At 72.3% G+C, this 26,998-nt stretch carries 18 protein-coding genes; 9 read left to right on the top strand and 9 right to left on the bottom strand.

The window, feature by feature from the left end; translation table 11 throughout:
• Positions 1-69: 69 nt before the first annotated feature.
• Together ABD987_RS11180 and ABD987_RS11185 are read right to left on the bottom strand one after the other, a co-directional pair.
• Entirely contained in the window at positions 70-708 is a 639-nt protein-coding gene (locus ABD987_RS11180; RefSeq protein WP_345390222.1) for a helix-turn-helix transcriptional regulator, read from the bottom strand.
• A 166-nt stretch (positions 709-874) separates the two neighbouring features.
• Positions 875-3,109 (bottom strand): helix-turn-helix domain-containing protein, encoded by a 2,235-nt coding sequence (locus tag ABD987_RS11185; RefSeq protein ID WP_345390225.1) that lies wholly within the window; start codon positions 3,107-3,109, stop codon positions 875-877.
• 101 nt (positions 3,110-3,210) lie between these two features.
• Here ABD987_RS11185 and ABD987_RS11190 point away from each other — a divergent pair, with 101 nt between their 5' ends.
• The gene (locus tag ABD987_RS11190) at positions 3,211-3,855 is read left to right on the top strand and encodes a helix-turn-helix transcriptional regulator (protein ID WP_345390228.1); all 645 of its coding nucleotides are present in this window, start codon (positions 3,211-3,213) and stop codon (positions 3,853-3,855) included.
• Positions 3,856-3,875: 20 nt separating this feature from the next.
• Here the strand turns inward: ABD987_RS11190 and ABD987_RS11195 are convergent, their stop codons facing one another.
• Entirely contained in the window at positions 3,876-4,445 is a 570-nt protein-coding gene (locus tag ABD987_RS11195) for a helix-turn-helix transcriptional regulator (RefSeq protein WP_378213952.1), read from the bottom strand.
• 306 nt (positions 4,446-4,751) lie between these two features.
• Between ABD987_RS11195 and ABD987_RS11200 the strand changes: the two genes are divergently transcribed.
• Positions 4,752-5,309, top strand: coding sequence for a hypothetical protein (locus ABD987_RS11200; protein WP_345390234.1), 558 nt, complete (start codon positions 4,752-4,754; stop codon positions 5,307-5,309).
• A 133-nt stretch (positions 5,310-5,442) separates the two neighbouring features.
• Entirely contained in the window at positions 5,443-6,111 is a 669-nt protein-coding gene (locus ABD987_RS11205) for a helix-turn-helix transcriptional regulator (protein ID WP_345390237.1), read from the top strand.
• On the opposite strand, the gene ABD987_RS11210 is transcribed toward ABD987_RS11205, so the two are convergent.
• Positions 6,108-6,731: a helix-turn-helix transcriptional regulator gene (locus ABD987_RS11210; protein ID WP_345390240.1), complete on the bottom strand. Its 624-nt coding sequence runs from the start codon at positions 6,729-6,731 to the stop codon at positions 6,108-6,110. The two genes, ABD987_RS11205 and ABD987_RS11210, sit on opposite strands and share 4 nt — an antisense overlap.
• A gap of 429 nt (positions 6,732-7,160) precedes the next feature.
• Here ABD987_RS11210 and ABD987_RS11215 point away from each other — a divergent pair, with 429 nt between their 5' ends.
• The 4 genes from ABD987_RS11215 to ABD987_RS11230 are packed head-to-tail and all read left to right on the top strand — an operon-like array spanning position 7,161 to position 11,656.
• The gene (locus tag ABD987_RS11215) at positions 7,161-8,426 is read left to right on the top strand and encodes an ABC transporter substrate-binding protein (protein ID WP_345390243.1); all 1,266 of its coding nucleotides are present in this window, start codon (positions 7,161-7,163) and stop codon (positions 8,424-8,426) included.
• A gap of 8 nt (positions 8,427-8,434) precedes the next feature.
• On the top strand, positions 8,435-9,403 hold the full coding sequence (locus tag ABD987_RS11220) for a carbohydrate ABC transporter permease (protein WP_378213945.1): 969 nt from the start codon (positions 8,435-8,437) through the stop codon (positions 9,401-9,403).
• A 5-nt stretch (positions 9,404-9,408) separates the two neighbouring features.
• Positions 9,409-10,245, top strand: coding sequence for a carbohydrate ABC transporter permease (locus tag ABD987_RS11225; RefSeq protein ID WP_345390249.1), 837 nt, complete (start codon positions 9,409-9,411; stop codon positions 10,243-10,245).
• A complete protein-coding gene (locus tag ABD987_RS11230) occupies positions 10,238-11,656 on the top strand; it encodes a GH1 family beta-glucosidase (protein ID WP_345390252.1) in 1,419 nt (472 codons plus the stop codon). The genes ABD987_RS11225 and ABD987_RS11230 overlap by 8 nt, the downstream gene beginning before the upstream one ends.
• Here the strand turns inward: ABD987_RS11230 and ABD987_RS11235 are convergent.
• From ABD987_RS11235 to ABD987_RS11245, 3 genes are all read right to left on the bottom strand, one after another.
• On the bottom strand, positions 11,611-15,321 hold the full coding sequence (locus ABD987_RS11235) for an ATP-binding protein (protein ID WP_345390255.1): 3,711 nt from the start codon (positions 15,319-15,321) through the stop codon (positions 11,611-11,613). The genes ABD987_RS11230 and ABD987_RS11235 overlap by 46 nt on opposite strands.
• Before the next feature lie 12 nt (positions 15,322-15,333).
• On the bottom strand, positions 15,334-18,534 hold the full coding sequence (locus ABD987_RS11240; protein WP_345390258.1) for an ATP-binding protein: 3,201 nt from the start codon (positions 18,532-18,534) through the stop codon (positions 15,334-15,336).
• 196 nt (positions 18,535-18,730) lie between these two features.
• Complete coding sequence (locus ABD987_RS11245; protein WP_345390261.1) at positions 18,731-20,038, bottom strand: aldehyde dehydrogenase family protein; 1,308 nt, start codon at positions 20,036-20,038, stop codon at positions 18,731-18,733.
• Between the two features lie 118 nt (positions 20,039-20,156).
• On the opposite strand from ABD987_RS11245, the gene lysX reads away from it, so the two are divergent.
• Positions 20,157-23,483 carry a bifunctional lysylphosphatidylglycerol synthetase/lysine--tRNA ligase LysX gene (lysX, locus tag ABD987_RS11250; protein ID WP_345390264.1) on the top strand — a complete coding sequence of 1,109 codons (3,327 nt, stop codon included), beginning with the start codon at positions 20,157-20,159 and terminating at the stop codon, positions 23,481-23,483.
• Between the two features lie 22 nt (positions 23,484-23,505).
• On the opposite strand, the gene argG is transcribed toward lysX, so the two are convergent.
• Both argG and ABD987_RS11260 read right to left on the bottom strand, forming a co-directional pair.
• Positions 23,506-24,951, bottom strand: a complete 1,446-nt coding sequence (argG, locus tag ABD987_RS11255; protein ID WP_345390267.1) for an argininosuccinate synthase — start codon at positions 24,949-24,951, stop codon at positions 23,506-23,508.
• Positions 24,952-25,064: 113 nt separating this feature from the next.
• Complete coding sequence (locus tag ABD987_RS11260) at positions 25,065-25,841, bottom strand: AraC family transcriptional regulator (protein WP_345390270.1); 777 nt, start codon at positions 25,839-25,841, stop codon at positions 25,065-25,067.
• Between the two features lie 88 nt (positions 25,842-25,929).
• Between ABD987_RS11260 and ABD987_RS11265 the strand changes: the two genes are divergently transcribed.
• Positions 25,930-26,730 (top strand): sulfite exporter TauE/SafE family protein, encoded by an 801-nt coding sequence (locus ABD987_RS11265; RefSeq protein WP_345390273.1) that lies wholly within the window; start codon positions 25,930-25,932, stop codon positions 26,728-26,730.
• Positions 26,731-26,998: the final 268 nt, after the last annotated feature.

Consider the following 26,998-nt stretch of genomic DNA (forward strand, 5'->3'; position numbering starts at 1 on the left):
GTGCGTACGCTCCTCCCCGCTACTGGGAAAAGAGGTCCTTTCCGGACCCGGTAAGTCCGGAAAGGACGGTCAGGCCAGTGCCCCGGACCGGATCGCGTAGGCCACCACGTGGGTCCGGTTGGTGAGCCCGAGCCGCTGCATCGCACCACGCAACACGTTCTTGACCGTCCCTTCCGAACAGGACAGCTTCGTCGCGATCTCGTCGGTGCGGAACCCGTCCGCCACCAGGCGGATCGTGTCCAGCTCACGCAGGCCGAGCCCGGACAGGGTCAGCCCGTTCGGTTCGAGGACGTCGCGGCGAAGGCCGTCGAGCTGCCGCAGCAACGCCGACTGCAGACCGCGCGGCAGCATCGAATGTCCTTTCACCGCACCGACCACGGTCATGGCGAGCCGGCCGGCGGTGCAGTGCGCGCCGGGCAGGATGCTCACCACCCCGCACTGCACGGCGAACAGGGTGTCCCGTTCGTCGAACCGGTCGGTGACCACCACACACCGCGGGCCGGGTGCGGTGGCACTGGTGGCGCGCAACCGGCGGACACCGTCCAGCTGGGCGGCCCCCACGGTGTGCTCGGCGATGACGAGCACGTCCGCGCTCGCCCGTTCTCCTTCGGTCAGGATGTCGATCTGCTCGGCTGAGCGCAGCATCGCGGCGATGCCCGCGCGCTTGACCGGGTCGGGCGCCTGGATCAGAACTCGGATGGGTTTCACGGCGGTCCCTCACACTCGCTGGATCCCTGCTGTGGATACAGACTGACGGAGTGGTCTTCATTCCTCCTATAGACGCCCGCCACACCATGAAGGTTCGGTAGATCGCCGCGACTTTTGACCGCTCATTTGAGCAGTCACCCGAAAAAGACGTCCTGACCAGGTGGTTCTATCGCGACAGGAGCGCCAGTTCGGCGAGCGCCCGTTCGCGCCGGTCGCGCGCGGCCGGTCCCCGGGAAAGCTCCACGGCCAGTACGAGACACTCCCTGGCCTCTTCCGCGACACCTTCGGCTCGCCAGGCCCGGCCTTCACGAAGCGCGCAGTCCGCCTCCACGGAGTCGAACCCGCCTTCCCACGCCTGCCATCGGGCGGTGCGGTAGGTCTCCGCGGCCGCCCGCCAGTCGCGGATTTCCCCGAACGCGTCACCGATGCCGCGCAGGGTCACCGCCCGCAGCATCCGGCGGATCTCGGGATTCGCCGCGTCCGCGTACCGCTCGGCGTCGGCGAGGACGGCGCGGTGGATGGCCAGTGCCTCCGTGTGCCGTCCGACCGCCCGCAGCGCGTGCGCGTAGGTGTTGCGGATCGAGCACTGCCCGGACCAGAACGACAGCTCACCGCCGAGCGCCCAGCCCTGCTCCGCGTAGGTGAAGGCTTCGTCGGGCCGTTCGAGGCACAACAGCGCGGACACCAGATAGGCGTTCGCCCACGCCTGCTCGACGCGTTCGTCCACCCGGATCGCGATGTCCAGTGCGCGACGGTGCGCCCTCACCGCGGCTTCGTGGTCGGCGAAACAGACTTCACAGGCCCAGCCGACGAAGTTGAGCAACTTCGCCTCGGTGGCCGCGTCGCCGATCGCCTCCGCCGCCGCCGCGCCGAGCGAGAAGATCTCCCGCCACGGGCGCTGGTTGCTCCGGCCGTCGGAGTACCAGTGCATCGCCGAGGCGAGTTCGCTGACCTCGGCGTGCCTGCCCTTCCGCGCCGCGACGCGCTGGGCGGCCACCCAGTTACCGCCTTCGCTGTCGAGCCACCGGGCGGCCTCGGCCCGTGAGGCGAACTGCCCGGTCTCCAGTACCTCCGGGAAGAACAGCCGCGCCGCCCGCGCCGCCTTGTCGAGCAGGTAGCCGAGCACGGTGTCCGCCGCGCCCGCGTCCTCCTCCGCCTCGAACCGTTCCCCGGCGAAGAGCCGGATCAGGTCGTGGAACTGGTAACGCCCCGGTTCGGCGGTGGCCTGCACCATGCTCGCGTCGACGAGTTCGTCGAGATGCTCGCGGACGTCGGCGGCGGCCGCCCCGGACACCACCCCGGCGAGTTCGAGGCCGAAGTCCGCGCCGGGCACGGTGGCCAGCCGCCGGAACAGCAGCCGCGCCCCGGCCGACACCCCGCGATAGGACAGGTCGAACGCCGGGCGCAGCCGCAGGTCGCCCGCCGAGAGCGCGCGCAGCCGGGTGTGCTCGTCCCGCAGCAGCTCGACCAGGTGCGCGAGCGACCACCGCGGCCGGGTGGCGAGCCGGTTGCCCGCGATCCGCACCGCGAGCGGCAGGTTCCCGCACAGCTCGACGAGTTCCCGTGCCGCCGCGGGCTCGGCGCGGATCCGGTCCTCGCCGAGGATCGCGGCGAGCAGCGCGGTCGCGGCCCCGTCGGTCAGCGGGTCCAGCCCGACCCAGCGGGCGCCGACCAGCCCGGCCAGCGTGCGGCGGCAGGTGATCAGGGTCAGGCAGCCGGGACCGGTGGCGAGCAACGGCCGGACCTGCGCCTCGTCGGAGGCGTTGTCCAGCAGCAGCAACACCTTCTTGCCCTCGAGCAGCATCCGCAGCAGCGCGGACTGCTCCGCCTCGGTGCCCGGCACCTGGCCGGGGCCGACGTCGAGCGCGCGCAGCAGCCGGTCCAGCGCGGCCCGCGCGCTCAGCGGTTCCTCGTCCATCCCGCGCAGGTCGACCGAGAAACAGCCATCCGGGAAGTCCGGGCGCAACCGGTCGGCCGCGGCCACCGCGAGCGCGGTCTTCCCGACCCCCGCCTGCCCGACGACCGCGACCACCCCGCCGCCACCGGCCACCTCGCCGGACAACAACGCCAGCTCGCGTTCCCGGCCGCACAGATCGGCGATCGGGGTCGGCAGCGCGCAGGCACCCGCGACCTGCGCGATCCGCGAGGGACTCCGGCGCCGTCCCTTCCTGGCGACGGTCAGGAAGAACTCGCGATCGCCCTCGGTCAGGCCGAGCGCGTCCGCGAGCACCTCGGCGGACCGCTGCTGGGCGGCCCGCGCGCGGCCCCGCTCCAGCTCACGCAGGGCGCGGACGCTGAGGCCGGACGCACTGGCCAGCCGCTCCTGTGTCCAGCCGGCCGCCCGCCGGTGTTCGAGCAGGAGCTTGCCGAACACCGAGCGCGTTTCGTCTGATTCGTCCACCGGATTCACCGCCGTCCATTCAACCGGCAGGTTTCCGATCGGGGAAAGCTGCCCCCTCGCCGTCCTTGTTCGCCCCTAGGCCGAACGAGTTACCTAGCCCCATGTCGACAACCACGCCCCCGGTGGTCAGGCACACCATCCCGGCGCAGGAACGCAGGCAGATCAGGGTCGCGGTGTGCGCCGCGGACCATCTCGTCCGGGCCGGGCTGCGCGGTGTGCTCGGTGGCAGGCCGGGCATCGAACTGAAGGACGAACCGGCGGCGGCCGACGTCGTGGTCGCGATCGCCGGGGCCGATCTCCGCCGGCTCCCGGCCACCCGCGCCCGGCTGGTCCTGATCGCCGACCAGCCGAAACAACCGGAACTGTGGACCGCGGTCGAGCACGGCCTCGCGGTCCTCGTGCCCCGGGCCGAGGCGACACCCGAGCGGCTGCTGCGCGCGGTCGCCGACGCGCACGCCGGCCGGGGCGATCTGCCCGCCGACCAGCTCGGCGCGCTGCTGCGCGGGCTCTCGCGGCTGCACGAGGAGATACTGGCGCCGCGCGAGCTCACGCTCAGCGGGCTCTCCCCCCGGGAGGCCGACGTGCTCCGGCTGCTCGCCGACGGCCTCGACACCGCGGAGATCGCGCGGCAGGTGGCGTACTCCGAGCGGACCGTGAAGAACATCCTGCACGGGCTGCTCACCCGCTTCGGCCTGCGCAACCGCACCCATGTCGTCGCCCACGCGCTCCGTGAAGGTCTCATCTGAAAACGCTCAGATGAGCGGTTTCAGATGACCCCGGCCCGCATCGCGTACGCCACCGCGTGCGGCCGGTTCCGCAGCCGCAGCCGGTCGGTGATGGCGTAGATGATGTTCTTCACCGTGCGCTCCGAATAGGACAGTTCGGCCGCGATCTCGTTGGTGTCCAGGCCGTCGGCCATCAGGCGCAGCACGTCGATCTCCCGTGGCGAAAGGCTCGCGCCGGTCAGCCCGCCGGGGGCGAGCACCTCCCGGTACAACCGCTCGGTGTGCTCGACCAGCGTGCCGAGCAGGTTCGAGGGCAGGTTCGCCCCGCCGGAGGCCGCGGCGCGGACGCTGTCGGGCAGCCGTTCGTCGGTCACCGCGGCGCGCGGGAGCACGGCCACCACGCGGCATTCCACCGCCACCGGCAGTTCGCTCTCCTTGACCTGCCCGACCACCAGCACGATCGGCTTGCCCACCTCGGCCGCGACCTCGCGCAGCGCGGCCACCGCGTCGGCCGAAAGGCGCTCGAACGCCGCCACGACGACGTCGGCCTCGTCGCGGCGCTGGTTCCCGACCACGCTCATGTCCGTGTGCGACTCGAGGCAGTTGACCATCCCGGCCGTCGTGATGGGGTCCAGTGCACACACCATCACCCGAACACGTTCCATGTGTTCCTCCGTCTCCGGTTCGAGGTGGGGAAAGTATGGGGGGCCAGACTTCACGTCATCTCTAGGCGTAGGAGAAGCGGTGAAGGCCGGATTTCCCGACGTCCACTGTGGAGAAAGGTGCGAAACGGCGCATACGGCAGGCGACCGCGTGGTCACCCCGCTTCCCCGGCCAAGGGAAACCGGGTAGGACTGCTGGCCGGAACGGGCAAGAACCGCCCGGATCCGCGGGTTCCGGTGGCAGGATCGGAAGCCATGGACGGCGACAACGCGGCCCGGCGGGAAGTGCTCTGGGATCGCTGCGGGGAAAGCGTTATCGGGATCTTCACCCCGCACCAGGCACAGGTGCTGCGCGAGCGCCTCGCGGACTATCGGCGGCGCGTCGAACGCGCGCTCGAAAGCCTGCACGACGACGCGGTGATTTCGGCGCTGCTGACGACCGAAACCGACCGACTCCGGGTCAAGCTCGAACTGACACTGGCCCGGATCGCGTTCTTCCTGCACGACCTGCCCGACCACGGCGGCGTGGTCGAACTGCACGACTACCCGCACCGCATGGAGTGGATCTGGATGCTGCAGGAACTGCGCATCGCCGCCGCCTCCGCGGCCGAGGGCGGGCCGCGGCCGTTGGCCGAACCCGGCGCCGAGTGCGCCGAATTCGTCGAATGGTCCTTCACCGTCATCGCGGGCATGATCGCGGTGAGCGAGCAGGAGCCGCCACCCGAGCTGCCGGAGCCCGAGCGGGACCCCTGGCCCGGCGGCGAAGCGGACGTCATCGTGGTCCGGCGGCACCCCGGCGACCCGGTGGCCTGACCGGGGCGAGGCGGCCCGCGAGCCCGGCCCGGAACCGCCCGGCGGCCGTGGAGCCGCGATGAAGGCGACGTGAAGCCCGCTCACGCAAGCTGTTCCCGCGCACGAAACGTCGTCGTCAGCTGCGAGGTGGCCCATGGAGCGGATCCGAGTGCTCGTCCAGACGTCCGACCCGATCACCAGGCTGGGCCTGACCGAGCTGCTGCGTGCCACGTCCGTGCTCGACCTCGACGGAGACGGCGAGGTCGACGTCGTCCTGCTGGCCGAGGACCGGATCGGCAAGGGCCAGCTCGGCGCGCTCTGGCGGGCCCGGCGGTCGCCGGACGGGCGGGGCCCGCGCGGTGTGCTCGTCACGCGGCACTTCGATCCGGGGGACATCCTGGTCGCCGTGCAGTACGGCGTGCTCGGCGTGCTGCCCGCGGCGCACGTTTCGGCGGAGCGGCTCGTGTCGGTGCTCGTCGGGGTGACCCAGGGCCGGGCCTATCTGCCGCGCCATCTGCAGGCGGCGTTCCTCGACCAGCTGCACCACCTGCGGTGCGACCGGCTGGCGCCGAGGGGGCTGACCTTCGGCGACTTCGACGCGCGGGAGCTGGACGTGCTCAACCTGCTCGCCGAGGGTTTCCGCACCGACGAGATCGCGGCGAAACTCGCGTATTCCGAGGGCACCGTCAAGAGTGTCCTCTATGGACTGGTGACCCGGCTCGGGCTGCGCAACCGCACCCACGCGGTCGCGTACGCGATCCGGACCGGCGCGCTGCGCGCCGAGGCCTGCCCGGAGCTGGGCAGGCCCGCCGCCACCAGCTAGATCACGCCCGCGCGCATCGCGTAGGCCACCGCGTGCGGCCGGTTGCGCAGCTGGATCCGCGTGGTGAGCGCGTAGATGATGTTCTTGACGGTGCGCTCGGAGTAGCCGAGTTCCTTGCCGATCTCCTGGGTGTCCAGCCCGTCGGCCATCAGCCGCAGCACGTGGATCTCGCGGGTGGACAGGCCTGAGGCGGTCATCCCCCTGCTCTCCAGCACCTCGCGGTGCAGCCGCTCGGTCTGCTCCAGCAGGTGCCCGAGCAGGTCCGCGGGCAGGTCCGCGCCGCCCGCCGCCGCCGAAACGACACAGCGGGCGAGCTTGTCGTCGCAGGCACCGGCCCGCGACACGATCGCCACCACCCGGCACTCCAGGGCGGGCAGCAGATCGGCCTCCTTGATCTCGTTGGTGACCAGCACGATGGGCGCTCCCGCCTCGGCCGCCGCGACGCGCAGCAGGCGCATCGCCTCGGGCGAGAGCCGTTCGACGGCGACGACGGTGACGTCGACCGGGCCGACGCCCTCGCCGTCGAGCACGGAGATCCGCGGCCGGGGCCGCAGACTGGCCTTGATCCCGCTCGCGGTGATGGGATCCGACGCGTACACCTTTACCCTGATCAGCTCCATGCACCCAGCATCGAGGTTGGGCCTTCACGAACTCTCTACACGATCTCCACGGCGACTCGTGCTTCGAGTCTTCCCTGGTCAATGCCCTACCGTGACAAGCAGCCCGCGCCATGCGGTGGTCATGCGCCCCAATGTGGCGTTCGGTGCGTCCAACGCACCGAACGCCACATTCGCTGCGTCCAACGCACCCAATGCCACATTGGGGCGCTCGACCCCGCGAGTTCCCGGCACAGGAGTTCGGCGTCCCTCGGCGCGCCCCTGGCACAGCCACCGGAGGCGAGGATTTCGGTGCTGGGAAGAGTCCTTCGCAGCAAAGCAATGATCGTTCGGGCAGGATGCCGGGGACGTTCGGGCAGGGCGGTAGCCGGTCGTACCCAGCCGGTGAATGTTCGACATAATCCGGCTGACCCGTTCGAGATGAGGAGCCGCATGACCCGCACACGCGTGTTCGTCCCGGTCCTCGCGCTCACGGCCGCGACGGCTCTGCTCGCGAGTTCCTGCAGTTCGCCCAGCGAGGAAAAGGTCACGCTCTCGGTGGCCACGTTCGGCGATTTCGGCTACGAGCCGCTGTTCAAGCAGTACGAAAAGGACCATCCGAACATCAAGATCCAGAACCGGGTGGCAGCCTTCGACGCGCACAACCAGCAGCTGCTCACCCAGCTGGCGAGCGGGCACGGCGCCGCCGACATCGAAGCCGTCGACGAGCAGTACCTCCCGCAGCTGCGGCAGTCGGCGGACAAGTTCGTCGACCTCGCGAGCATGGGCGCGCAGCAGCTGAGCTCCCAGTGGGCCCCGTGGAAGTGGGACCAGGGCCTGCTCAAGGGTGGCGGGGTGCTCGGCCTCGGCACCGACATGGGCGGCCTGGCGATGTGCTACCGGCCCGAGCTGCTGGCGAAGGCGGGCCTGCCGACCGACCGGGAGCAGGTCGCGAAGCTCTGGCCGACCTGGGAAAAGTACGCCGAGGTCGCGGACCGGTTCACCGCGGCGAACACCGGCGCCAAGTTCGCCGACTCGGCGGGCACCATCTACACCGCGATGATCAACCAGGCCCCGGAGAACTACTTCGCCCGCGCGGACGACGCGTTCATCGGTGACAGGAACCCGAACCTGAAGCACGCCTTCGAGGTCGCGGGCGCCATCGGGGCCAAGGGCCAGACCGCGGGCGTGACCCCGTTCAGCCAGGAGTGGAACGTGGCGATCAAGCAGGCCTCGTTCGCCACGATCGCCTGCCCCGCCTGGCAGCTCAAGCAGATCACCGAGGCGGGCGGCGCGGAGAACAAGGGCAAGTGGGACGTCACCACGGTGCCCGGCGGCAGCGGCAACAACGGCGGGTCCTTCCTCACCGTGCCGAAGCAGGGCAAGCACCCCAAGGAGGCCTACGACCTCGCCGTCTGGCTCACCGCGCCCGCGCAGCAGAAGCAGCTGTTCCTCTCGGCGGGCATCCTGCCGAGCGAGCCCGCCGTCTACCACGACCCCGAAGTGCTGAACAAGACCGACGAATACTTCAGCAACGCGCCGACCGGCAAGATCTTCGCCAGCTCGGCCGACGACCTGCGGCCCAACTACCGGGGGACGCGTGACCGCGACGTGGCCCCGGAGTTCGGCCGGGCGCTCGGCCGGGTGGAAAGCCGTAAGCAGGGCGCCGAAGAGGCGTGGGGACAAGCGGTGCAGGGCGCGCGCAACGTGCTCAAGTAGCCTTCGCGATGATGCGGGCACCGGCTTCCGAGGATCTGGGACAGCGCACCCCGGCACCACCCGCCGCACGCCCCCGCGCACCGAGGGGCGTGCGGCTGCGCCGGGGTGCGCCGCTGCTGTTCGTGCTGCCGTTCCTGGTGATCCTCGTCGTCTTCGGTGTCCTGCCGCTGGTGTTCCTGGCGTGGATCTCGCTGCACGACTGGCATCTGGTGAACGGCGACAACGGCTTCGTCGGGCTCGGCAACTACGTCGCCCTGCTGGGCGACCCGAACTTCTACAACGCGCTCTGGAACACCGTCACGATCTTCCTCGAGGCCTCGGTGCCGCAGGTACTGCTGGCGCTCGGCATCGCCGCGCTGCTCAACCGGCCGCTGCGCGGCGGACGGCTCTGGCGGACCGGGATCCTGCTGCCCAACGTCGTCTCGGTGGTCGCCGTCGCGCTGGTGTTCGGCCAGCTGTTCGGCCACCACTACGGCATCGTGAACTGGCTGCTCGGCCAGGTCGGGATCGCCCCGATCGCCTGGCAGTCCTCGTTCTGGTCCTCGCACCTGGCGATCGCGGTGATGGTGATCTGGCGGTGGACCGGCTACAACGCGCTGATCTACCTGGCGGCGATGCAGGCGGTGCCGAAGGAGCTCTACGAGGCCGCGGCGCTGGACGGCGCGGGCCGCTGGCGGACGTTCTGGTCGATCACCGTGCCCGGCATCCGGCCGACGATCCTGTTCACCGTGCTCACCTCGACCGTCGGCGGTCTCCAGCTGTTCACCGAGCCGCAGCTGTTCGACTCCTCCGGCGTGGCCGGGACCGGCGGGGACAGCCGCCAGTTCCAGACCATCGTGATGTACCTGTACGAAAAGGGCATGGGCACTCTCGACGCCGGGTACTCCGCCGCGATCTCCTGGATCGTGTTCGTGCTGTGCGTGGTCTTCGCGCTGGTCAACGTCGGCCTGGTCCGCAAGCTCGTCCGGGCGGCGTGAGGATCATGGACGCCACCACCGCGCGACGCTGGCGCACGCTGCCCGTCTACTTCGCACTCGTCCTGGTGACCGTCGCGTCGGTCTTCCCGCTGTACTGGTCGTTCGTGATCTCCACGAGTGACAACTCGGTGATCGGGGACCGCACGCCCGCGCTGCTGCCCGGCGGCCACCTGCTGGACAACCTCGCCGCGGTGTTCGACGCGGTCGACTTCTGGGCCGCCATCCGGAACTCGCTGATCGTGGCGTGCACGGTGGCGGTGTCCAACGTGGTGCTGGCCAGTCTCGCCGGGTTCGCCTTCGCCCGGCTGCGCTTTCCCGGCCGCAACTCGCTGTTCCTCGTGGTGGTCGGCTCGATGATGGTGCCTGCCCAGCTCGGCGTGATCCCGCTGTACATCCTGGTCGGCGAGCTCGGCTGGGAGAGCAAGCTCCAGGCGGTCATCGTGCCCGGCCTGGTCAGCGCGTTCAGCGTGTTCTGGATGCGGCAGTCCTGCGAGGAGTCGGTGCCCGCCGAGCTCGTCGACGCCGCGCGCGCCGACGGCTGCTCGCTACTGCGGGTCTACTGGCATGTCGCGCTGCCCGCGCTGCGCCCGCAGGCCGCCGTGCTCGGGATGCTGTCGTTCATGGCGGCGTGGAACGACTTTTTCTGGCCGTTGATCGTGCTCGACCCGAACGAGACGCCTACCGTGCAGGTCGTGCTTTCCCAATTGGCCAGCGGTCGCTTCACGAATTACTCCCTCATGCTCACCGGGGCGACGCTGGGCGCGCTTCCAGTGATAACACTGTTCCTGCTGCTGTCGCGGCAGGTGATCAACGGCATGATCGGAGGAAGGTTCCATGCTTGACGGGACGCCAGACAACGGGGGTGACTCGGCGTCACAACTCACCTTCCCGCGCCGGTTCCTGTGGGGTGCCTCCACGGCGTCCTACCAGGTCGAGGGCGGGGCCACCGAGGGCGGGCGCGGTCCGTCGATCTGGGACGTGTTCTCCGGTCTGCCGGGCAAGATCCACGGCGACGCCACCGGGGAGGTCGCCTGCGACCAGTTCCACCGGTACCCCGAGGACGTCACGATCATGGCGGACCTCGGGCTGCCCGCCTACCGGTTCTCGGTGTCCTGGTCGCGGGTCATGCCGGACGGGAAAACGGTGTCCCAGCGGGGACTCGACCACTACCGCCGTCTCGTCGACGAGCTGCGCGGGCGGAACATCGAACCGGTGCTGACGCTGTATCACTGGGACCTGCCGCAGGCGCTGGAGGACGAGGGCGGCTGGCTCTCCCGCGAGACTGCCGACCACTTCGCCGAGTACGCGACCACGGTGCACACCGCGCTCAGCGACCGGGTCGGCCAGTGGACCACGATCAACGAGCCGTTCTGCGCCGCGTTCCTCGGCTACGGCAGCGGCATCCACGCGCCGGGGCACACCGACTACGCCTCCGCGCTGATCGCCGCGCACCACCTGCTGCTCGCGCACGGGCGCGCGACGCGGGCGCTGCGCGCGCAGGCCACGCCCGGCCAGGAGTTCTCGCTGGCGCTCAACTTCTCCCCCGCGCTCGCCGACGGGCACGGCCCCGAGCACACCGAGGCGGCGCGGAAGTTCGACGGCATCCACAACCGGTTCTTCCTCGACCCGGTGCTGGGCAAGGGATATCCGGAGGACGTGCTCGCCGACGTCGCGCACATCGGCGGCCTCGAACCGGCCATCAAGGACGGCGACCTCGAAACGATCGCGGCGCCGGTGGACTGGCTCGGCGTGAACTACTACGCGCCGACCAGGGTCGAGCCCCTCGACGATCCGCTCGCGCCGAGCAACTGCCCGCTGCCGGGCCTGCGCGGCATGAACGTGCTGCCCCCACGCGGACGGCTGACCTCCTTCGGCTGGGAGCAGACGCCCGCCTCGCTGACCGAACTGCTGCGCTGGCTGAACTGGCACACCGGCGGCCTGCCGCTGATCGTCGCGGAGAACGGCGCCGCGTTCGACGACATCGTCGACGCGGACGACCGGATCCACGACCCGGACCGGATCACCTACCTCGCCGAGCACCTGCGCGCGGTGCACGCGGCGATCGACGGCGGCGCCGACGTGCGCGGCTATCTGGTGTGGTCGCTGCTGGACAACTTCGAGTGGTCGATGGGCTACTCGAAGCGGTTCGGCATCGTGCACGTCGACTTCGAGACGCAGCGGCGCCGGCTCAAGGACAGCGCGCTGTTCTACCGCGACGTGATCGCGCGCAACGCGGTCCCGGCCGGTACCTGAGCGGGCCCGATCGCCGCGATCTCCACGGCGACCCGGTCCCGCGACGCGGTGCCGAGCTTGCCGAGGAGACGGGCGACGTGCGCCTGCACCGTGCGGCGCGGCAGGCCGAGCCGCACGGCGATGGACGGGTTCGAGTGCCCGGCGGCGACCAGCCGCGCGATGTCGATCTCCACCGGCGAAAGCGCTTCCCAGCCGCGACGGGACCGCGGCTGGGGCGCGGACAGGTCCCGGTGGACACCCAGCGCGGCCAGGCGCTTGGTGGCGCGTTCCAGGTCCCACGCCGCGGAGAGGTCGGCGTAGCGGTCCGCGCTCTCGGCGAAGGCCGCCCGGGCCGCTTCCCGGTCGCCGCGCCAGGCCAGCAGCACCGCGAGATCCTCCAGCGCGGTGCCCAGCTCGACCACCCGGCCGACCCGGCGGTAGTGGTCGACGGCGGCCAGCACCGGCGCCGGGTCCTCGTCGACGAGACCGCGGCACCACTGCGCCGCGGCCGCCGCCCGCGCGCCGGGACGTTCCCGCGACGCTTCTTCCTCGCAGATCCACATCGCCCGCCGCACCTGGTCGTGCGCGCCGGCGTCGAGCGCGAGCCGGACCACCAGCGGCAGCCACTGGTGCCGCAGCATCATCGGCGAGAACTGCGGGTTGAGCAGCGGTTCCAGCGCCTGCAACGCCCGTTCGCCCTCGCCGCGCTGCTCGAACATCACCGCCTGCGCGATCAGCAGGAAGTCGATGTTCTCCCGCTCCGCGCTGGTCGCCGGCGCGTACTCCTCGACGGCGTTGAGATGGCCGGTCGCCTGGATCCGGTCGCCGCGCCTGCCCGCGATGTACGCGGCGACGCCGTGCATCAGCAACGCCGCCGCCGGTGACTCGCGCAGGCCGTAGAAGGTGATCGCCGGGCCGTCCTCGGTCACCGAGTCCAGCTCGGCGAGCGCCTCGTTCCACCGCCCGGCCCAGTAGTTGTGCACCGCGGCCGGGACCTGCAGCTCGTTGCCGAGCGACTGGTCGAGCGCGACCCGGCGGGCCAGCCGCAGGGTGTCGTCCGCCGCGGGCAGCCGATCCATGTTCTGCAACGTGAACAGCCGGTTGTCGAGCAGGTCGAGTTCGAGCTCGGCGAGGTCCCCGACGTCCTCGACCACCTCGATCGCCCGGTCGATGTGCGCCAGCGCCGCGCCGTGGTCACGCCGGACCGAGGAGACCAGCCACAGGGTCTGCTGGGCGTGCGCGGTGAGGTAGGCGTCGCCGTCCGCGACGGCCAGCGCCCGGTGCCCGGCCTCCTCCGCGGCGTCGAGGTCGTCGAGGCCGCCGCGCCGGAAGTTGGCGAGCAGGTGCCGGTGCCGCTGCCGCCACAGCTCCGGGGCGTCCGGATCGTCGAGCACCGAGGCGACGATCCGGGTCGCGCCGTCGATGTCGCCGCGGCGGTAGCGGAGCACGGCCAGCAGGTGGTGCATCTCCGCCGCGCGGTGCGGATCGGTGGCGATCGCGAGCGCGGCCCGCGCCTCGTCCTCGGGGTGCCGGTCCAGCCGGAACAGCACGCGCACCAGTGTCGCGGCGAGCACCTCGCGCCGGGGATCGCGCAAGGGGCAGGCCTCCAGCGCGCGGGAAAGCAGCTCCGCGGCCAGCAGCGGCGCCCGGGTGGCGACGTCCGCGCCGTGGTCGACCAGCCACTGCAGCACCCACGGGTCCGGGATGGGCGCGGCGACGACCTGCTCGGCGACCCGGGTCACCGAAGCGCCCACTGTGGACAGTGCCTCGGCGGCCTGTCGGTGCAGCGCGGCCCGCGCCCCCGCCGGGATCCCGTCGTAGAAAGCCTGGCGCAGCAAGGGATGCCGGAACGCGAGATGGGTGTCGGAGTCGACGATCACGGTGGCCGCGACGGACTCCTCGAACGCCGCCACCAGGTCCGAGGGCCGCCGGTCCACGACCGCCGCGATGTCGGTCACGGTGAACTCGGACCCCAGCACCGCCGCCCAGCGCAGCATCTCCCGCGTCTCGGCCGAGAGCACGTCCAGGTTCCGGCGGATCGTGTCGACCAGGCCACGCGGCGCGGTGTAGCTGTCGCTGTCGGCCAGGTCCGCGACACCGGACACGGTGTGCAGCACGTCCTCGCGCACCAGCGTCCCGGTGAGTTCGGTGATGTAGAGCGGATTCCCGGTGGTCCGTTCCACGAGGTCCCGCAGCTGGGGCCCCGGTTCCGCGCCCAGCAGGCGTTTCTCCAGTTCGACGCTCTCCTCGCCGGTGAGCGGGACCAGGTCCAGGACGGTCCCGCCCCTGGCCTCGATCGCCTGACGCAGCCGCACCACCTGGGCGCTGCGCGGCACCGGGCGCGCCGCCGCGATCAGCAGCAGCGGCAGCTGCCGGGTCGCCGCGGTCAACCGGTGCCACAGCAGCACACTGGCCTCGTCGGCCCACTGCATGTCGTCGACCACCAGCACCAGCGGGCCCCGCGCGCACAACTCGTCGACCCACGCCAGCAGCCGCCCGACCGTGGCCGAGGCCGGATCGGGCTCGCCCCACGCGCCGCGCCGCTCCTGGAACAGCGCGGGTGAGGGGGTGTCGATGCCGAGGCAGCTCAGCATGACCTGCAACGGGATCCGGCCGGACAGCTCGTCGGCCAGCACCCAGCCGAGCTGGCAGCCGCGGTCCGGCGCGTCGGCCAGCGCCCGCGCGAGCAGCTCCGACTTGCCGATCCCGAACTCGCCCTCGATCCACGCCGCGCCGCCCCGGCCGTCCCGGACGTCGTCGACCAGCCCGCGCAGCCGGGCCAGCTCCGTTTCCCTGCCGACGAACACGCCGTCCGCGCCCGCCTCGCACCGCCGGACGACCTGCGCGGGCAGCACGAGCAGCCGCTCCGGCACCGCCGGGGGCGCCGGGGTTCCGGCCTGCTCGTCGGTCAGCCCGGGGTCCTGGCTGAGCAGCCGGGCGTGCAGCCGCTGGAGACCGGGACCCGGTTCGGTGCCGAGCTCGGCGACCAGCGTCGCCCGCACGTCCCGGAACACCTCCAGTGCCTCGGCGTGCTGGCCGTTGCGGTGCAGGGCGAGCATCTGGAGTTCCCGAAGCCGCTCGCGCAGCGGGTACTCGTGCGCGAGCGCGCCCAGTTCCGCGGCGAGCCCCGCGCTCTCGCCCAGTTCCAGCAGCGCCTCGGCCCGCAGTTCGTACGCGGTGAGCCGGAGTTCGCCCAGCCGGCTCCGTTCCCGGTCGGCGTAGGGACCGGGCAGGCCGGAGAGCGGATCGCCGTGCCACAGGGCGAGCGCCTCGTCGAGGACCGCGACCGCCTCCGCCGGGGCGATCGGCGCCCGGCCGCCGCGGGCCTCGCCGATCAGCCGCTCGAACTCCAGCGCGTCGACCGACCCGGGCGCGATCCGCAGCGTGTAGCCGCTCGGCCCGCTGGTCAGCAGCTCGGCCGAGCCCCACCGGTCCCGGTCGGGTTCGAGCGCGCGCCGCAGGCCGGAGACGTAGGTGTGCACGCTGCCGGTGACGCTCGCGGGCGGCTGCTCGCCCCACACCGCCGACACCAGCTCGTCGCGGCTGACCAGCCGGCCCGCCCGGAGGGCGAGCACGGCGAACACCGCGCGCTGCCGGGCGGGGCCGAGCGACAGCGCGGTCTCCCCGCGTGCCACGTGCACCGGGCCGAGCACCCCGACGCGCAGGCCGTCACCGCTGGTCGGCATCGTCCGTCCCCGTCACCTGTGGTCTGGCCTCACACTGTCCGAAATCACGCTGTCCGACTTTGTGCTGTCTTGTTGTGTGCTGTCCTGTCCGCTCAGCGATCGTATCCTTTCGCGCAATCGCCGGACGTTCCACTCCGCACCGATCACGTGGTAACGCTCGACCGCCTCGTCGAAGGCCATCGCCGCCTCGTCGTCCCGGCCGTGCTTGGCCAGCAGGCACGCGAGGTCCGCGGTGGCGTGCGCGGCCAGCAGGTCCAGCCCGCCGATCGCGTCACACCGGGCCGCGGCGTCCCGCACCCGGTCGGGCACCTCGTCGACGAGCCCGAAGCAGTACTCGCGCAGCATCTCCTGCTCGGGGGCGAGCTGCTTGCCCTTGTGCGTGCCGACGAGCAGCCGCACCCGGTCCCGCCGCGCGCGGTCGTCGTGCCAGACGGCGAGCCCGGCCAGCCGCGGCAGCCACCGCGTCCAGGGGAACAACCGGCTCGCGATCGGGGAGAACACGTCGATGGCCTCGCGAGCCCGCCCGGCTCGCTCGGCCAGCATCGACCGCGCCATGAGCAGCGTCGCCACGAAGCTGGGGTTCTCCTCGCCGACGGCGGGGTCGGACGCGAGCCGCTCGTACTCCTCCGCGACCTCCCAGTCGTCCCGGTGCGCGGCGAGGATCGCGACGAACGCGTAGACCACTCCCGCGCCGTGACGCAGCACGTACGACGGTCTCGCCGGGTCATCGGTGCGCAGCGCCTCCACCTCGGCCGTCGCCCTCGTCCAGTCCCCCGCCCAGTACAGCTGCCCCGCGTTCACCCGGTGGGCCTCGGCGGGCAGGGCCCGGTACGGGGCCATCCGCCAGGTGGCGGAGACGTCGAGGAAGTCCGGGGGGCCGAACTCGGCGGCGGACTCGTCGTCGAGGAGCCGGAACCCGGCGATGCCCGGCGCCACGGTGTCCGGCGAGGAATGCGCCCAGCCGACCGCGTGGGCGGGCACCCGCGTGTGCGGCTCGTCGGACAGCCTCGCGAGCAGCCGCTCGTGCCGCACGAGCCACCGCTGCGGGATCCGGTCGTCGGCGAGCGCGTCGGTCACCTGCCGCAGCGCCTCGTCGATCTGGTTCCGCCGGTAACCGACGTAACCGAGTATCCAGCGCATCTCGGCGGCCAGCTCGGGATCGGCCGTCCTGGCCAGCACCGAACCGGCCTCCGGGCCGGGGTCGCGGCCCAGCCAGAGCTCCAGCCTGGCGAGCATCGCGGTGAGCGTTTCCTGTACTTCGGGGGCCAGCGAGCCGAGCCCGAGCAGCGGCCGCAGCAGCTCGACGGCGAGTTCGGGGCGTTCCTCCGCGACCGCGCCGACGTGGCCGGTCAGCCACTCCTCGCCCCAGGGGATCGTCGCGGGCGACGCCGCGGCGAGCTGTTCGGCGACCCGCACCGCGGGCGCGCCGGAGGCGATCAGTGTCTCGGCGATCTGCTGGTGCAGCGCGACCCGCATCGCCCCCGGTGTCCGCTCGTACAGCGCGGTCCGCACCAGCGGATGCCGGAACCACAGCGCGTCCCCCGCCGCGTCGAGCACGCCCGCGTCCCGCGCCTCCTCGATCCGTTCGGCCAGCTGGGCCGGGGGCTGCCCGGTCGTGACGGCGAGTTCCCCGAGGGTGAACCCGCTCCCGAGCACCGCCGCCCGTTGGAGTACCGCGCGCGTCGGCGCGGACAGGAAGGTGAGGTAGTCGGTGACCCATGCCGCGAGCCGCCGGGCCGGAGACGTACCCGTCTCCGCGAATCCGGCGACGATTTCCCTGATGTAGCAAGGGTTTCCGGCGGCGGCGTCGACCACCTCCCGCTGCCGCGCGGACAGCGGGGCTTCGCTGAGCCGCCGGGCGAACCGGTACGCGTCGGCTCCGGGGAGCGGGCCGAGACGCAGCGTCCGGCCCCGTGCGCCCGCCCGTCGCCACAGCCGCGCGCGCGGTTCGGCGCGCGGGATCGGCCTGCTCGCGGTGACCAGCAGCAGCGGCAGCCGCTCGGCGAGCCCGGCCAGCCGCTCCCAGACCGCCACGGTCTCCTCGTCGGCCCACTGGAAGTCGTCGGCGACGAGGATGAGCGGGCCCTCGCCGCACAGCCGGGTCACCACCTCGGGCACCTCGTCGGCGGTGAGCCCGGCCGGGCCGCCCTCCTCGCTGAGGCAGTCGTTGACCAGCCGCAGCGGGATGTGGCTGTCCAGTTCGTGCGCCGCGGCCCAGCGCAGCCGCGCCGTCGCGGGCAGCGGGCCGCCCAGCGCCTCGGCGAGCAGCGCCGACTTCCCGATCCCCGGCTCGCCCTCGATCCACACCGTGTCCCCGTGCCCGGCCACCACCTCGGCGACCGCGGTCCGGAGCAGCTCCAGCTCGCGTTCCCGGCCGACGTGGAAGTCCGGTCGTTCCGGCCGCCAGACCGGAAACGCCGTCGTGGCCGGGAATTCCGCGGCCGGACGCGCGCCGAGCAGCCGCTCGTGCAGCCGGCGCAGCTCCGGCCCCGGCTCGATCCCCGACGCTTCGACCAGGTTCGCGCGGGTGGTCTCGAACACGTCGAGCGCCTCGGCGGTCCGGCCGCCTTCGGCCAGCGCGCGCATGAGCAGCGCGGGTGGTTTCTCCCGCAACGGGTGTTCGCGGCACAGCGCGCCGAGTTCGTCGACGAGCTCCGCGTGCCGCCCGAGTTCGAGCAGGGTCTCCGCCCTGCTCTCCACGACGGTCAGCCGCAGTTCCGCCAGCCGGGCCCGCTGGGCCCGCGCGAAGGGCCCCGGCACCCCGGAGAGCACCTCGCCGGTCCACAACGCCAGTGCCGCGTCGAGGTCGGCCACCGCTTCGCGGGGTTCGCCCGCGGCCCGCCGCCGGACCGCGTCCGCCCGCAACGCGTCGAACCGGTGCACGTCGACACCGTCGCGGCCGACCCGCAGCGTGTAGCCCGACCCCGTCGAGGCGAGCAGACCGCCGCCGGAGCGGGGCGCCTGCCCGGGGTCGACGGCCCGGCGCAGCCCCGAAACGTAGGTGTAGATGCTGCCGCTCGCGCTGGTCGGCGGCTCGTCGCCCCACAGCGCGTCGACGAGTTCGTGCCGGGAAACCGTGTCACCGGCGGAAAAGGCGAGCACCGCGAACACCGCGCGGCGGTGCGCCGAGCCGAGGTCGATTTCGGTGCCGTCGCGCCAGGCCCGTACCGAGCCGAGAACCTGTACCCGCAGCTCGGTTCCCGCGTCAGCCATCCTTGTCCCCGTCGTACCGGAATACAGTGCGGCGCCCGGGTCTGCCGATGCCGGGGCGAAGGTCCACCGGGGCACACTACCGGCACCATTGAGGCAATGTCGTGGCGCGGGAGGCGTATTCCCGGTTACGCCGGGAAACGGGCAAATCGAACCGAACACTTCCACGAAGTGTCTCGGTCCGGGAATCGCCGGGCGGCTATCCGTCCGCGCCGGGGTCCTCCGGCGGATGGGTGCCGTGCGTGTTGAGCCAGGCCGGCCACGGCCCGAGCCGCCCGGCGACCGCGGCCGCGCGGTCAGGGTCGGCGGCGAAGACCGAGGCGCCCCGGCGATGCGGGGCGGCGAGCGCACGGCCGACCGCGTCGTCGAGGTCGTGGTAGGCGATCACCGGCAGCACCGGGCCGAACTGGTCCTCGTCCACGACGCGGACGCCGTCGGTGACGTCGGTGAGGATCGTCGGCGCGTAGAAGTACCCGGGATACTCCAGCTGCCGCCCGCCCGCCGTGACGACGGCCCGGTTGGCCACGGCGTCCGCGACGAGCCCGGCGACGTGGTCGAACCGCGGCCGGGTGCCGAGCGGCCCGAGTTCGGTGCCGGGCAGGGCGGGATCCCCGGTCTTCGCCGCGCGGGCGAGTTCGGTGAGCGCCTCGACGAACGGCTTCCGGCGGGACTCCGGGACGTACACCCGCTTCGGCCCGGCATACACCTGCCCGCTGTTGCGGAACGCCGCCGCGAAGACCTCCGCCGCCGCACCGCCGGGGTCCACGTCGTCGAGCACGAGCACCGGGTCGTTGCCGCTCAGGTCGAGGGACAGCGGCCTCGGCTCGACCGCCGAGGCCACCTTCCGGCCGACCCGGACCGAGCCGGTGAACGCGACCGCGCGCACGAGCGGATGCGCGACGAGCCGCGCGCCGAGCGGGTCACTGCCGGACACGACGTTGAGCACACCCGGCGGCAGCACGGCGCGCAGCAGTTCACCGGCCAGCAGCGCGGAAAGCGGGGCGTCCGGCGAAGGCTTCCACACGCAGGTGTTCCCGGCCCGCAGCGCGGGGGCGATCCGCGCGAACGCGATGCTCAGCGGGAAGCTCCCCGGCGTGACGACCGCGATCGCGCCCGGCACCTCCTGCCCGGCCGGGTTTTCCGCGTGGTGGCGGGCATAGCGCGCCGCGACGGTGACCTCGCGCAGCGCGTCGCCGAGTGGTTTTCCCTGCTCCGCGGTGAGTGTGCCGGCGAGTTCGTCCGCCGAGGCGGTGAGCGTGTCCGCGACCGCCGCCAGCGCCGCGCGGCGCGCGTCCTCGTCGGCGGCCCACTCCGAACGGGACGCCCGGTCGGCCGCGATGACGGCGGCGTGGAGCGACGCGGGCGTGGTTTCCGGTGCCATCGCGAACACCCGGCCGGTCGCCGGGTCGATGACGCCGAACTCCCCGCCCGCCGCGCCCGCCGCGCCGTCGACCGTGCTCGTCAGCTCGGCGGCGAGCCCGAGCGGGGACACCGTGCGCTCGCCCATCGTCTGCCCTCCCCGGTTCCGGGCCCCACCGTAGTCCCCCGGCCGCCGGGGGTTCCGGGGGTCGGGACGGACCGGCGCGGTTGCGCGGTCCACCCCGGTCGGCCAGCCTGACCGCATCATGACTGAGATCTCCGGACGCGCCGCCACGCCGCGGCGCGGGACACGGCTGCGCGCCGTGCCCAGGGTGTTCGCCGTCGCGCTGGGCCTGCTGGCCGCGCTCTGTGTCCTCGCCGCACTAAACGCCGCCGTCGGCCGCGGTGTCGAGCCGGTGCGGGAGTTCATCGACGACGCGGTCTTCCCCGCGCCGGCGAACATCGCCTACGGCCTGTTCCTCGCGGTGCTGGCGGGCGCGATCTCGCGACGCAAGCGCGCGGCGCGGGCCATCATGATCGCCCTGCTGCTGGTCCAGGCCGCGTTCACCGCGCTGGCGATCGTGCTGTTCACCGTCGGGCCGGTGGAGGAGCAGGTCGACGAGGACGGCGACCCGCTGGAGCTGACGGGCTGGGACACCTGGGCGCTGTGGCAGTCGTTCGTGCTCGCGGTGCTCGGCGTCGCCGTGCTGGTCGCCGCGCGGCGGGAGTTCTACGGCCGGACGAGGAAGGCCGCGCTGCGCAAGGCGATCCTGCTGTTCGCGGGCCTGCTCGGGGTGTCGATCCTGCTCGGCGGCCTGCTGGTCCAGCTGTTCCCCGGTTCGCTGCGGTCGAGCGCCGACCGGTGGAGCTGGGCGGTCGAGAAGGTCATCGGCGGCGCGATCCGGCTGGACATCACCCGCGTGGGCCACGCGCCGGGCTGGGTGGCGGTCACCGTGTCGTTGTTCGGGGCGGTGTCGATGTTCGCCGCGCTGCTGTGGACACTGCGCTCGCAGCGGACGGCGTCGATGCTCACCACCGGGGACGAGGTGGCGATCCGCGGTCTGCTCGCGGCACACGGCGAACGCGACTCGCTGGGCTACTTCGCCACCCGCCGGGACAAGGCGGCGGTGTTCGCGCCGTCCGGGGAGGCGGCGATCACCTACCGGGTGGTGGCCGGGGTCTGCCTCGCCAGCGGTGACCCGATCGGCGCGCCCGAGGCGTGGGACGGCGCGATCGCGCGCTGGCTGGCGATGTGCGCGGAGTTCACCTGGAGCCCGGCGGTGATGGGCGCGGGCGAGCAGGCCGCCGAGGCCTACGTGCGCGCCGGGCTGAAGGCGATCGAACTCGGTGACGAGGCGATCCTCGACGTCGCGGGTTTCGGCCTGGCCGGGCCGGAAATGCGGCCGGTGCGCCAGGCCGTCACCCGGGTCGAACGCGCCGGGTACACCGCGCGCGTCCGGCGGCACGCCGACATCCCGCCCGCGCAGCTGACCGCCGCGACGAAGCTGGCCGAACGCTGGCGGGACACCGAAACCGAGCGCGGGTTCTCCATGGCGCTCGGGCGGATGAACGACCTCGTCGACGGGCGGTGCGTACTGGTCGAGGCGGTGGACGCGGCCGGGGACGTGCGCGCGCTGCTGTCGTTCGTGCCGTGGGGCGCCGGCGGGCTGTCGCTGGATCTCATGCGCCGGGACCGGAACGCGGACAACGGGCTGATGGAGTTCATGGTCGCCGCGCTCGCCGCGGGCGCGCCCGCGCTGGGCGTGCGGCGGATCTCGCTCAACTTCGCGGTGTTCCGCGCGGTGTTCGAGGAGGGCGCCCGGATCGGCGCCGGACCGGTCCTGCGGGTCTGGCGACGGCTGCTGCTGTTCTTCTCCCGCTGGTGGCAGCTGGAGTCGCTGTACCGGTCGAACGTCAAGTACCGGCCGCACTGGGAGCCCCGGTTCCTGATCTTCGGCGATCGCCGCGACCTGGCCAGGGTCGGGCTCGCCTCGGCCATCGCGGAGGGCTTCCTCGGCCGCGGCACCACCGCCCCCGGCCGCGCCGGGCGCCCGGCACTGCTGACGGCGATCGAAAAGGCCGAGGCGGCCGCGCGGGAGGTGGCCGAGCACGCCGCCCCGGTCCCCGAGCAGACCCGCCTCCGGCTGGAGAAGCTCGCCGAACTCCGTGCCCGCGGTGTCGACCCGTACCCGGTCGGCGTGCCGAGGGACACCACCCTCGGCGCGGTGGCCGGGCGGTTCCCCGGCCTCGCGCCCGACACCCGCACCGGCGAGCGTGTCGCCGTCACGGGCCGGGTCGTCCTGCTGCGTGACCACGGCAAGCTGGGCTTCGCGACGCTGCGGGACTGGTCCGGTGACCTCCAGGTGATGCTCACCGAACCCGAAACCGGCGCGGACACCCTCCGCGCGTGGCGGGCCGACGTCGACATCGGCGACCTCGTCGCCGTCCAGGGCGAGGTGATCACCACCCGGCGCGGCGAGCTGTCCGTGCTCGCCGCGCACTGGGAGCTGGCCGCGAAGTGCCTGCACCCGCTGCCGGACAAGCGCGCCGGGCTCACCGATCCCGAGGCCAGGGTGCGCCGCCGTTATCTGGACCTGGTGGTGCGCCCCGAATCCCGTGCGCTGCTGCGGGCCCGCGGCGCGGCGGTGCAGGCGCTGCGCACGACGTTGCTCCGGCGGGACTACCTCGAAGTCGAGACCCCGATGCTGCAACCGGTGCACGGCGGCGCCAACGCCCGCCCGTTCCGGACCCACATCAACGCCTACGACATGGAGCTCTACCTCCGTATCGCGCCCGAGCTGTACCTGAAACGGCTGTGCGTCGGCGGGGTCGAGCGGGTCTTCGAACTCGGCCGCACCTTCCGCAACGAAGGCGTGTCCTACAAGCACAATCCCGAGTTCACCATGCTGGAGGCCTACGAGGCGTACGCCGACTACGACGTCATGCGGGCCCGCTGCCAGGAGCTGATCAAGGCCGCCGCGCTCGCCGCGCACGGACGCGAGGCCGCGCTGGGCAAGGACGAGGGCGAAGCGGACCTCGACCTGAGCGGCGACTGGCCGGTGGTCCCGGTCAACGAAGCCGTTTCCCGGGCGCTCGGCGAAGAGATCACCACGGAGACGCCGGAATCCCGGCTGCGGGAACTGTGTGACGCCAAGGGGATCCCACACAATCCACAGTGGACACGCGGTGCGGTGGTGCTCGAACTCTACGAACGGCTCGTGGAGGAACAGACCACCGGGCCGGTGTTCTACACCGACTTCCCCGCCGAGGTCTCCCCGCTGACCCGGCCGCACCGCGCCGATCCGGCGCTGGCCGAACGCTGGGACCTGGTCATCCGGGGCACCGAGATCGCCACTGCCTACTCCGAGCTGGTCGACCCGGTCGAACAGCGGCGACGGCTGGTCGCCCAGTCCCTGCTCGCCGCGGGCGGGGACCCCGAGGCGATGGAGGTCGACGAGGACTTCCTCACCGCGCTCGAATACGCGATGCCGCCATCGGGCGGGCTCGGCATGGGCGTCGACCGGCTGGTCATGCTGCTGACCGGGACCACCATCCGCGACACGCTCGCCTTCCCGCTGGTCCGCCAGGAATGACCGGGCGGACCGGCGGGGGCGGTCAGTCGGTGCCGGACTCCATCGCGGCGCGGTCCAGCGGTCCCTCGTTGCCGACCTGGCCGCGCGAGGCGATCACGTCGGCGCCGCCCTCGGGCATCGCGCCGATCAGCCCGGTCGAGGCCGCCTGCGCGGCGCCGATCAGGGTCGGGTGCGAGCTGCCGACCATGCCGAGCCCGGCGTACTGCTCCAGCTTCGCGCGGGAGTCGGCGATGTCGAGGTTGCGCATGGTCAGCTGGCCGATCCGGTCGACCGGGCCGAACGCGGAGTCCTCGGTACGCTCCATCGACAGCTTGTCCGGGTGGTAGCTGAAGGCCGGGCCGGTGGTGTCCAGAATGGAGTAGTCCTCGCCGCGCCGCAGCCGCAGCGTCACCTCGCCGGTGACCGCGGTGCCGACCCAGCGCTGCAGCGACTCGCGCAGCATCATCGCCTGCGGGTCCAGCCAGCGGCCCTCGTACATCAGCCTGCCCAGCCGCCGTCCCTCGTTGTGGTAGCTGGAGAGGGTGTCCTCGTTGTGGATCGCGTTGACCAGCCGCTCGTAGGCCACGTGCAGCAGTGCCATCCCCGGCGCCTCGTAGATACCGCGGCTCTTGGCCTCGATGATCCGGTTCTCGATCTGGTCGGACATGCCAAGGCCGTGCCGACCGCCGACCGCGTTGGCCGCCAGCACCAGGTCGACCGCGGTCTCGAACTCCTCACCGTTGATCGACACCGGGCGGCCCTGCGCGAAGCCGATGGTGACGTCCTCGGTGGCGATCTCGACCTCGGGGTCCCAGAACCGGACACCCATGATCGGCTCGACCAGCTCGATGCCGGTGTCGAGGTGCTCCAGCGCCTTCGCCTCGTGCGTGGCGCCCCAGATGTTCGCGTCGGTCGAATACGCTTTCTCGGTGCTGTCCCGATAGGGCAGGTCGTGCGCGAGCAGCCACTCGGACATCTCCTTGCGGCCACCGAGCTCGCTGACGAAGTCCGCGTCCAGCCACGGCTTGTAGATCCGCAGCGACGGGTTCGCCAGCAGGCCGTAGCGGTAAAACCGCTCGATGTCGTTGCCCTTGAAGGTCGAACCGTCGCCCCAGATCTGGACGTCGTCCTCCAGCATCGCCCGCACGAGCAGGGTGCCGGTGACCGCGCGGCCGAGCGGCGTGGTGTTGAAGTAACCGCGACCGCCGGACCGGATGTGGAAGGCACCGCAGGCCAGTGCCGCGAGCCCCTCCTCCACCAGCGCCGCGCGGCAGTCGACCAGCCGCGCCACCTCGGCGCCGTAGGCCGTGGCGCGCCCGGGGACCGAGGCGATGTCGGGATCGTCGTACTGGCCGATGTCGGCGGTGTAGGTGCAGGGAACCGCACCCTTGTCGCGCATCCACGCGACCGCTACCGAGGTGTCGAGACCGCCGGAGAAGGCGATCCCGACGCGTTCGCCGACCGGGAGGGAGGTGAGCACTTTGGACACGAGTGGAAGTATATACATAGCCATGCATGACCATGCAACCCGGGTGCGGCGTCGCGGTCCGTGAATGCCACATTGAGGGACTCTGAGTCCCTCAATGTGGCATTCACGGATGGTCAGGGGCCGGGATCCGCGGCCCGGTACTCCCGGGGCGAGGCGCCCAGCAGCCGGAGGAACATCGTGGAGAACGCCGCCGGGCTCTCGTAGCCGAGCGCGGCGGCGATGTCGGCGATCGGCCGCCCCTCGGCCAGCGGCGGCAGCGCGTGCAGCACGCAGGCCCGCTGCCGCCAGCGGGTGAAGCTCATCCCGGTCTCGGCGTGGAAGAGCCGGTTCAGGGTGCGCTCGGACACGTGCAGCCGGGCCGCCCAGCGCGCGGGCGGATCGTGCACGTCCGGTGCCGTCAGGAAGGACTCGCACAGCGCGCGCAGCCGCTCGTCGCGCGGAAGAGGGAGGTCGAGCGGCAGCGGGGCGAGCCCGTTCAGCTCGTGCAGGAGCAGGGCCATCAGCGCCGCGTCCCGGCCGCGGCGCGGATAGCGCGGCTCGACCTCGACGGCGGCGAGCACCAGCTCCCGCAGCAGGGGCGAGACGTCGACGACCCGGGGACGTCGCGGGAACCACGGCACCGCGCCCGGTTCGATGTAGAGGCTCCGCGTGCCGCCGCTCATCATGGTGACCTGGTGCTCGGTGCCCGGCGGGATCAGCACCGCCCGGTGCGCCGGGACCACCCAGCTGCCGTCGACCGTCTCGGCACGCATGAAACCTTGGGCGCTGTAGAGAAACTGGGCCCGCCGGTGCCGGTGCCAGGCCACCACGTGATCGGGCGCGTAGTCCGTCCTGATCGCCAGTACGGCGCGGTCGATGTCGTCGACCTCGTCGATCAGCACGTTACGCACCCTGCCGAGGATACGGTGTCCGGTACGCGAAAGAACCTGGCGATCTTTCGATTGCCCGCCGGGGCCGCGCGCTCGTACGGTCACCGGAGTGCTCACCTCGATCCTGATCCTGCTCGCCTTCGGCTGCCTGAGCGGTTTCACCACCGTCCTGTTCGGATTCGGCGGCGGGTTCGTCACCGTCCCCGTCGTGTACGGGATCGCGCAGGCGCGGTCCGGCGGGGACGCGATGCACGTCGCCGTCGCCACCTCGACCGCGGTCATGGTGGTCAACTCCGCGACCGCCACCTTCGCCCAGCTCCGGTCCGGACGGCTGCGCAGGGAGTACGTGTGGCCGCTGATCGCCTTCATCGGAGCCGGTGCCGTGCTCGGCTCGCTGGCCGCGACCATGGCCGACGACGCGGTACTGCGCTTCCTGTTCGTCGCCTACCTCGCACTGACCATTGTGGACAGTGTGCTCCGGAAGGGCTTTCTCCGGCCCGGCGCCACGGACCGGCCCCGGACGCTCGGGAGGGTGACCGCCACCGCGGGCGGCGTCGGCATCGGCGCGGTGGCGAGCTTCCTCGGCGTCGGCGGCAGCGTCCTGACCGTCCCCCTGTTGCGGCGCAAGGGTCTCCCGATGGCCGACGCGGCCGCGATGGCCAACCCGCTGAGCCTCCCGGTAGCCGTGCTCGGCACCGCCGTCTACGCCTTCGCCGCCACCGCGTCCGGCCCTGCCCCCGCCGGGCGGATCGGCTACGTCGATCTCGTCGCGGGCGCCGCGCTGCTCGCCGGTTCACTGCCCACCATCGCGGTCGCGCGGCGGGTGCTCGACCGGCTGCCCGACCGCGTGCACGCGATCACCTACGTCTGCCTGCTCGCCGCCGCCCTGCTCGCCGTCCTCCTCCGCTGACGAAACGGCGAACTCGCGTACCCAGAGGGTCGGCCCGCGAGCCGACCGTCTGGGTACGCGAGCCGACGTTCCAGGTACACGAGCCGACCGTCCGGGTACGTGTGAAGCAGGCCTAACGGCGGCGTTAAGAAACCGTCGATGGACTCTCGGCGGAGCGCGAGGCAGATTGAGCCCTACCCAGCGTCACCGTTTCGGGAGCTTCCTCACCCGGATGGCCGCCGGGTTGGTCCAGGTCAGCGCCCGACCTCCCGTCCGGGTCGCCCGGCAC

Origin of the sequence: Amycolatopsis samaneae (assembly GCF_039541975.1) — a bacterium.
GTDB classification, from domain to species: Bacteria; Actinomycetota; Actinomycetes; order Mycobacteriales; family Pseudonocardiaceae; genus Amycolatopsis; species Amycolatopsis samaneae.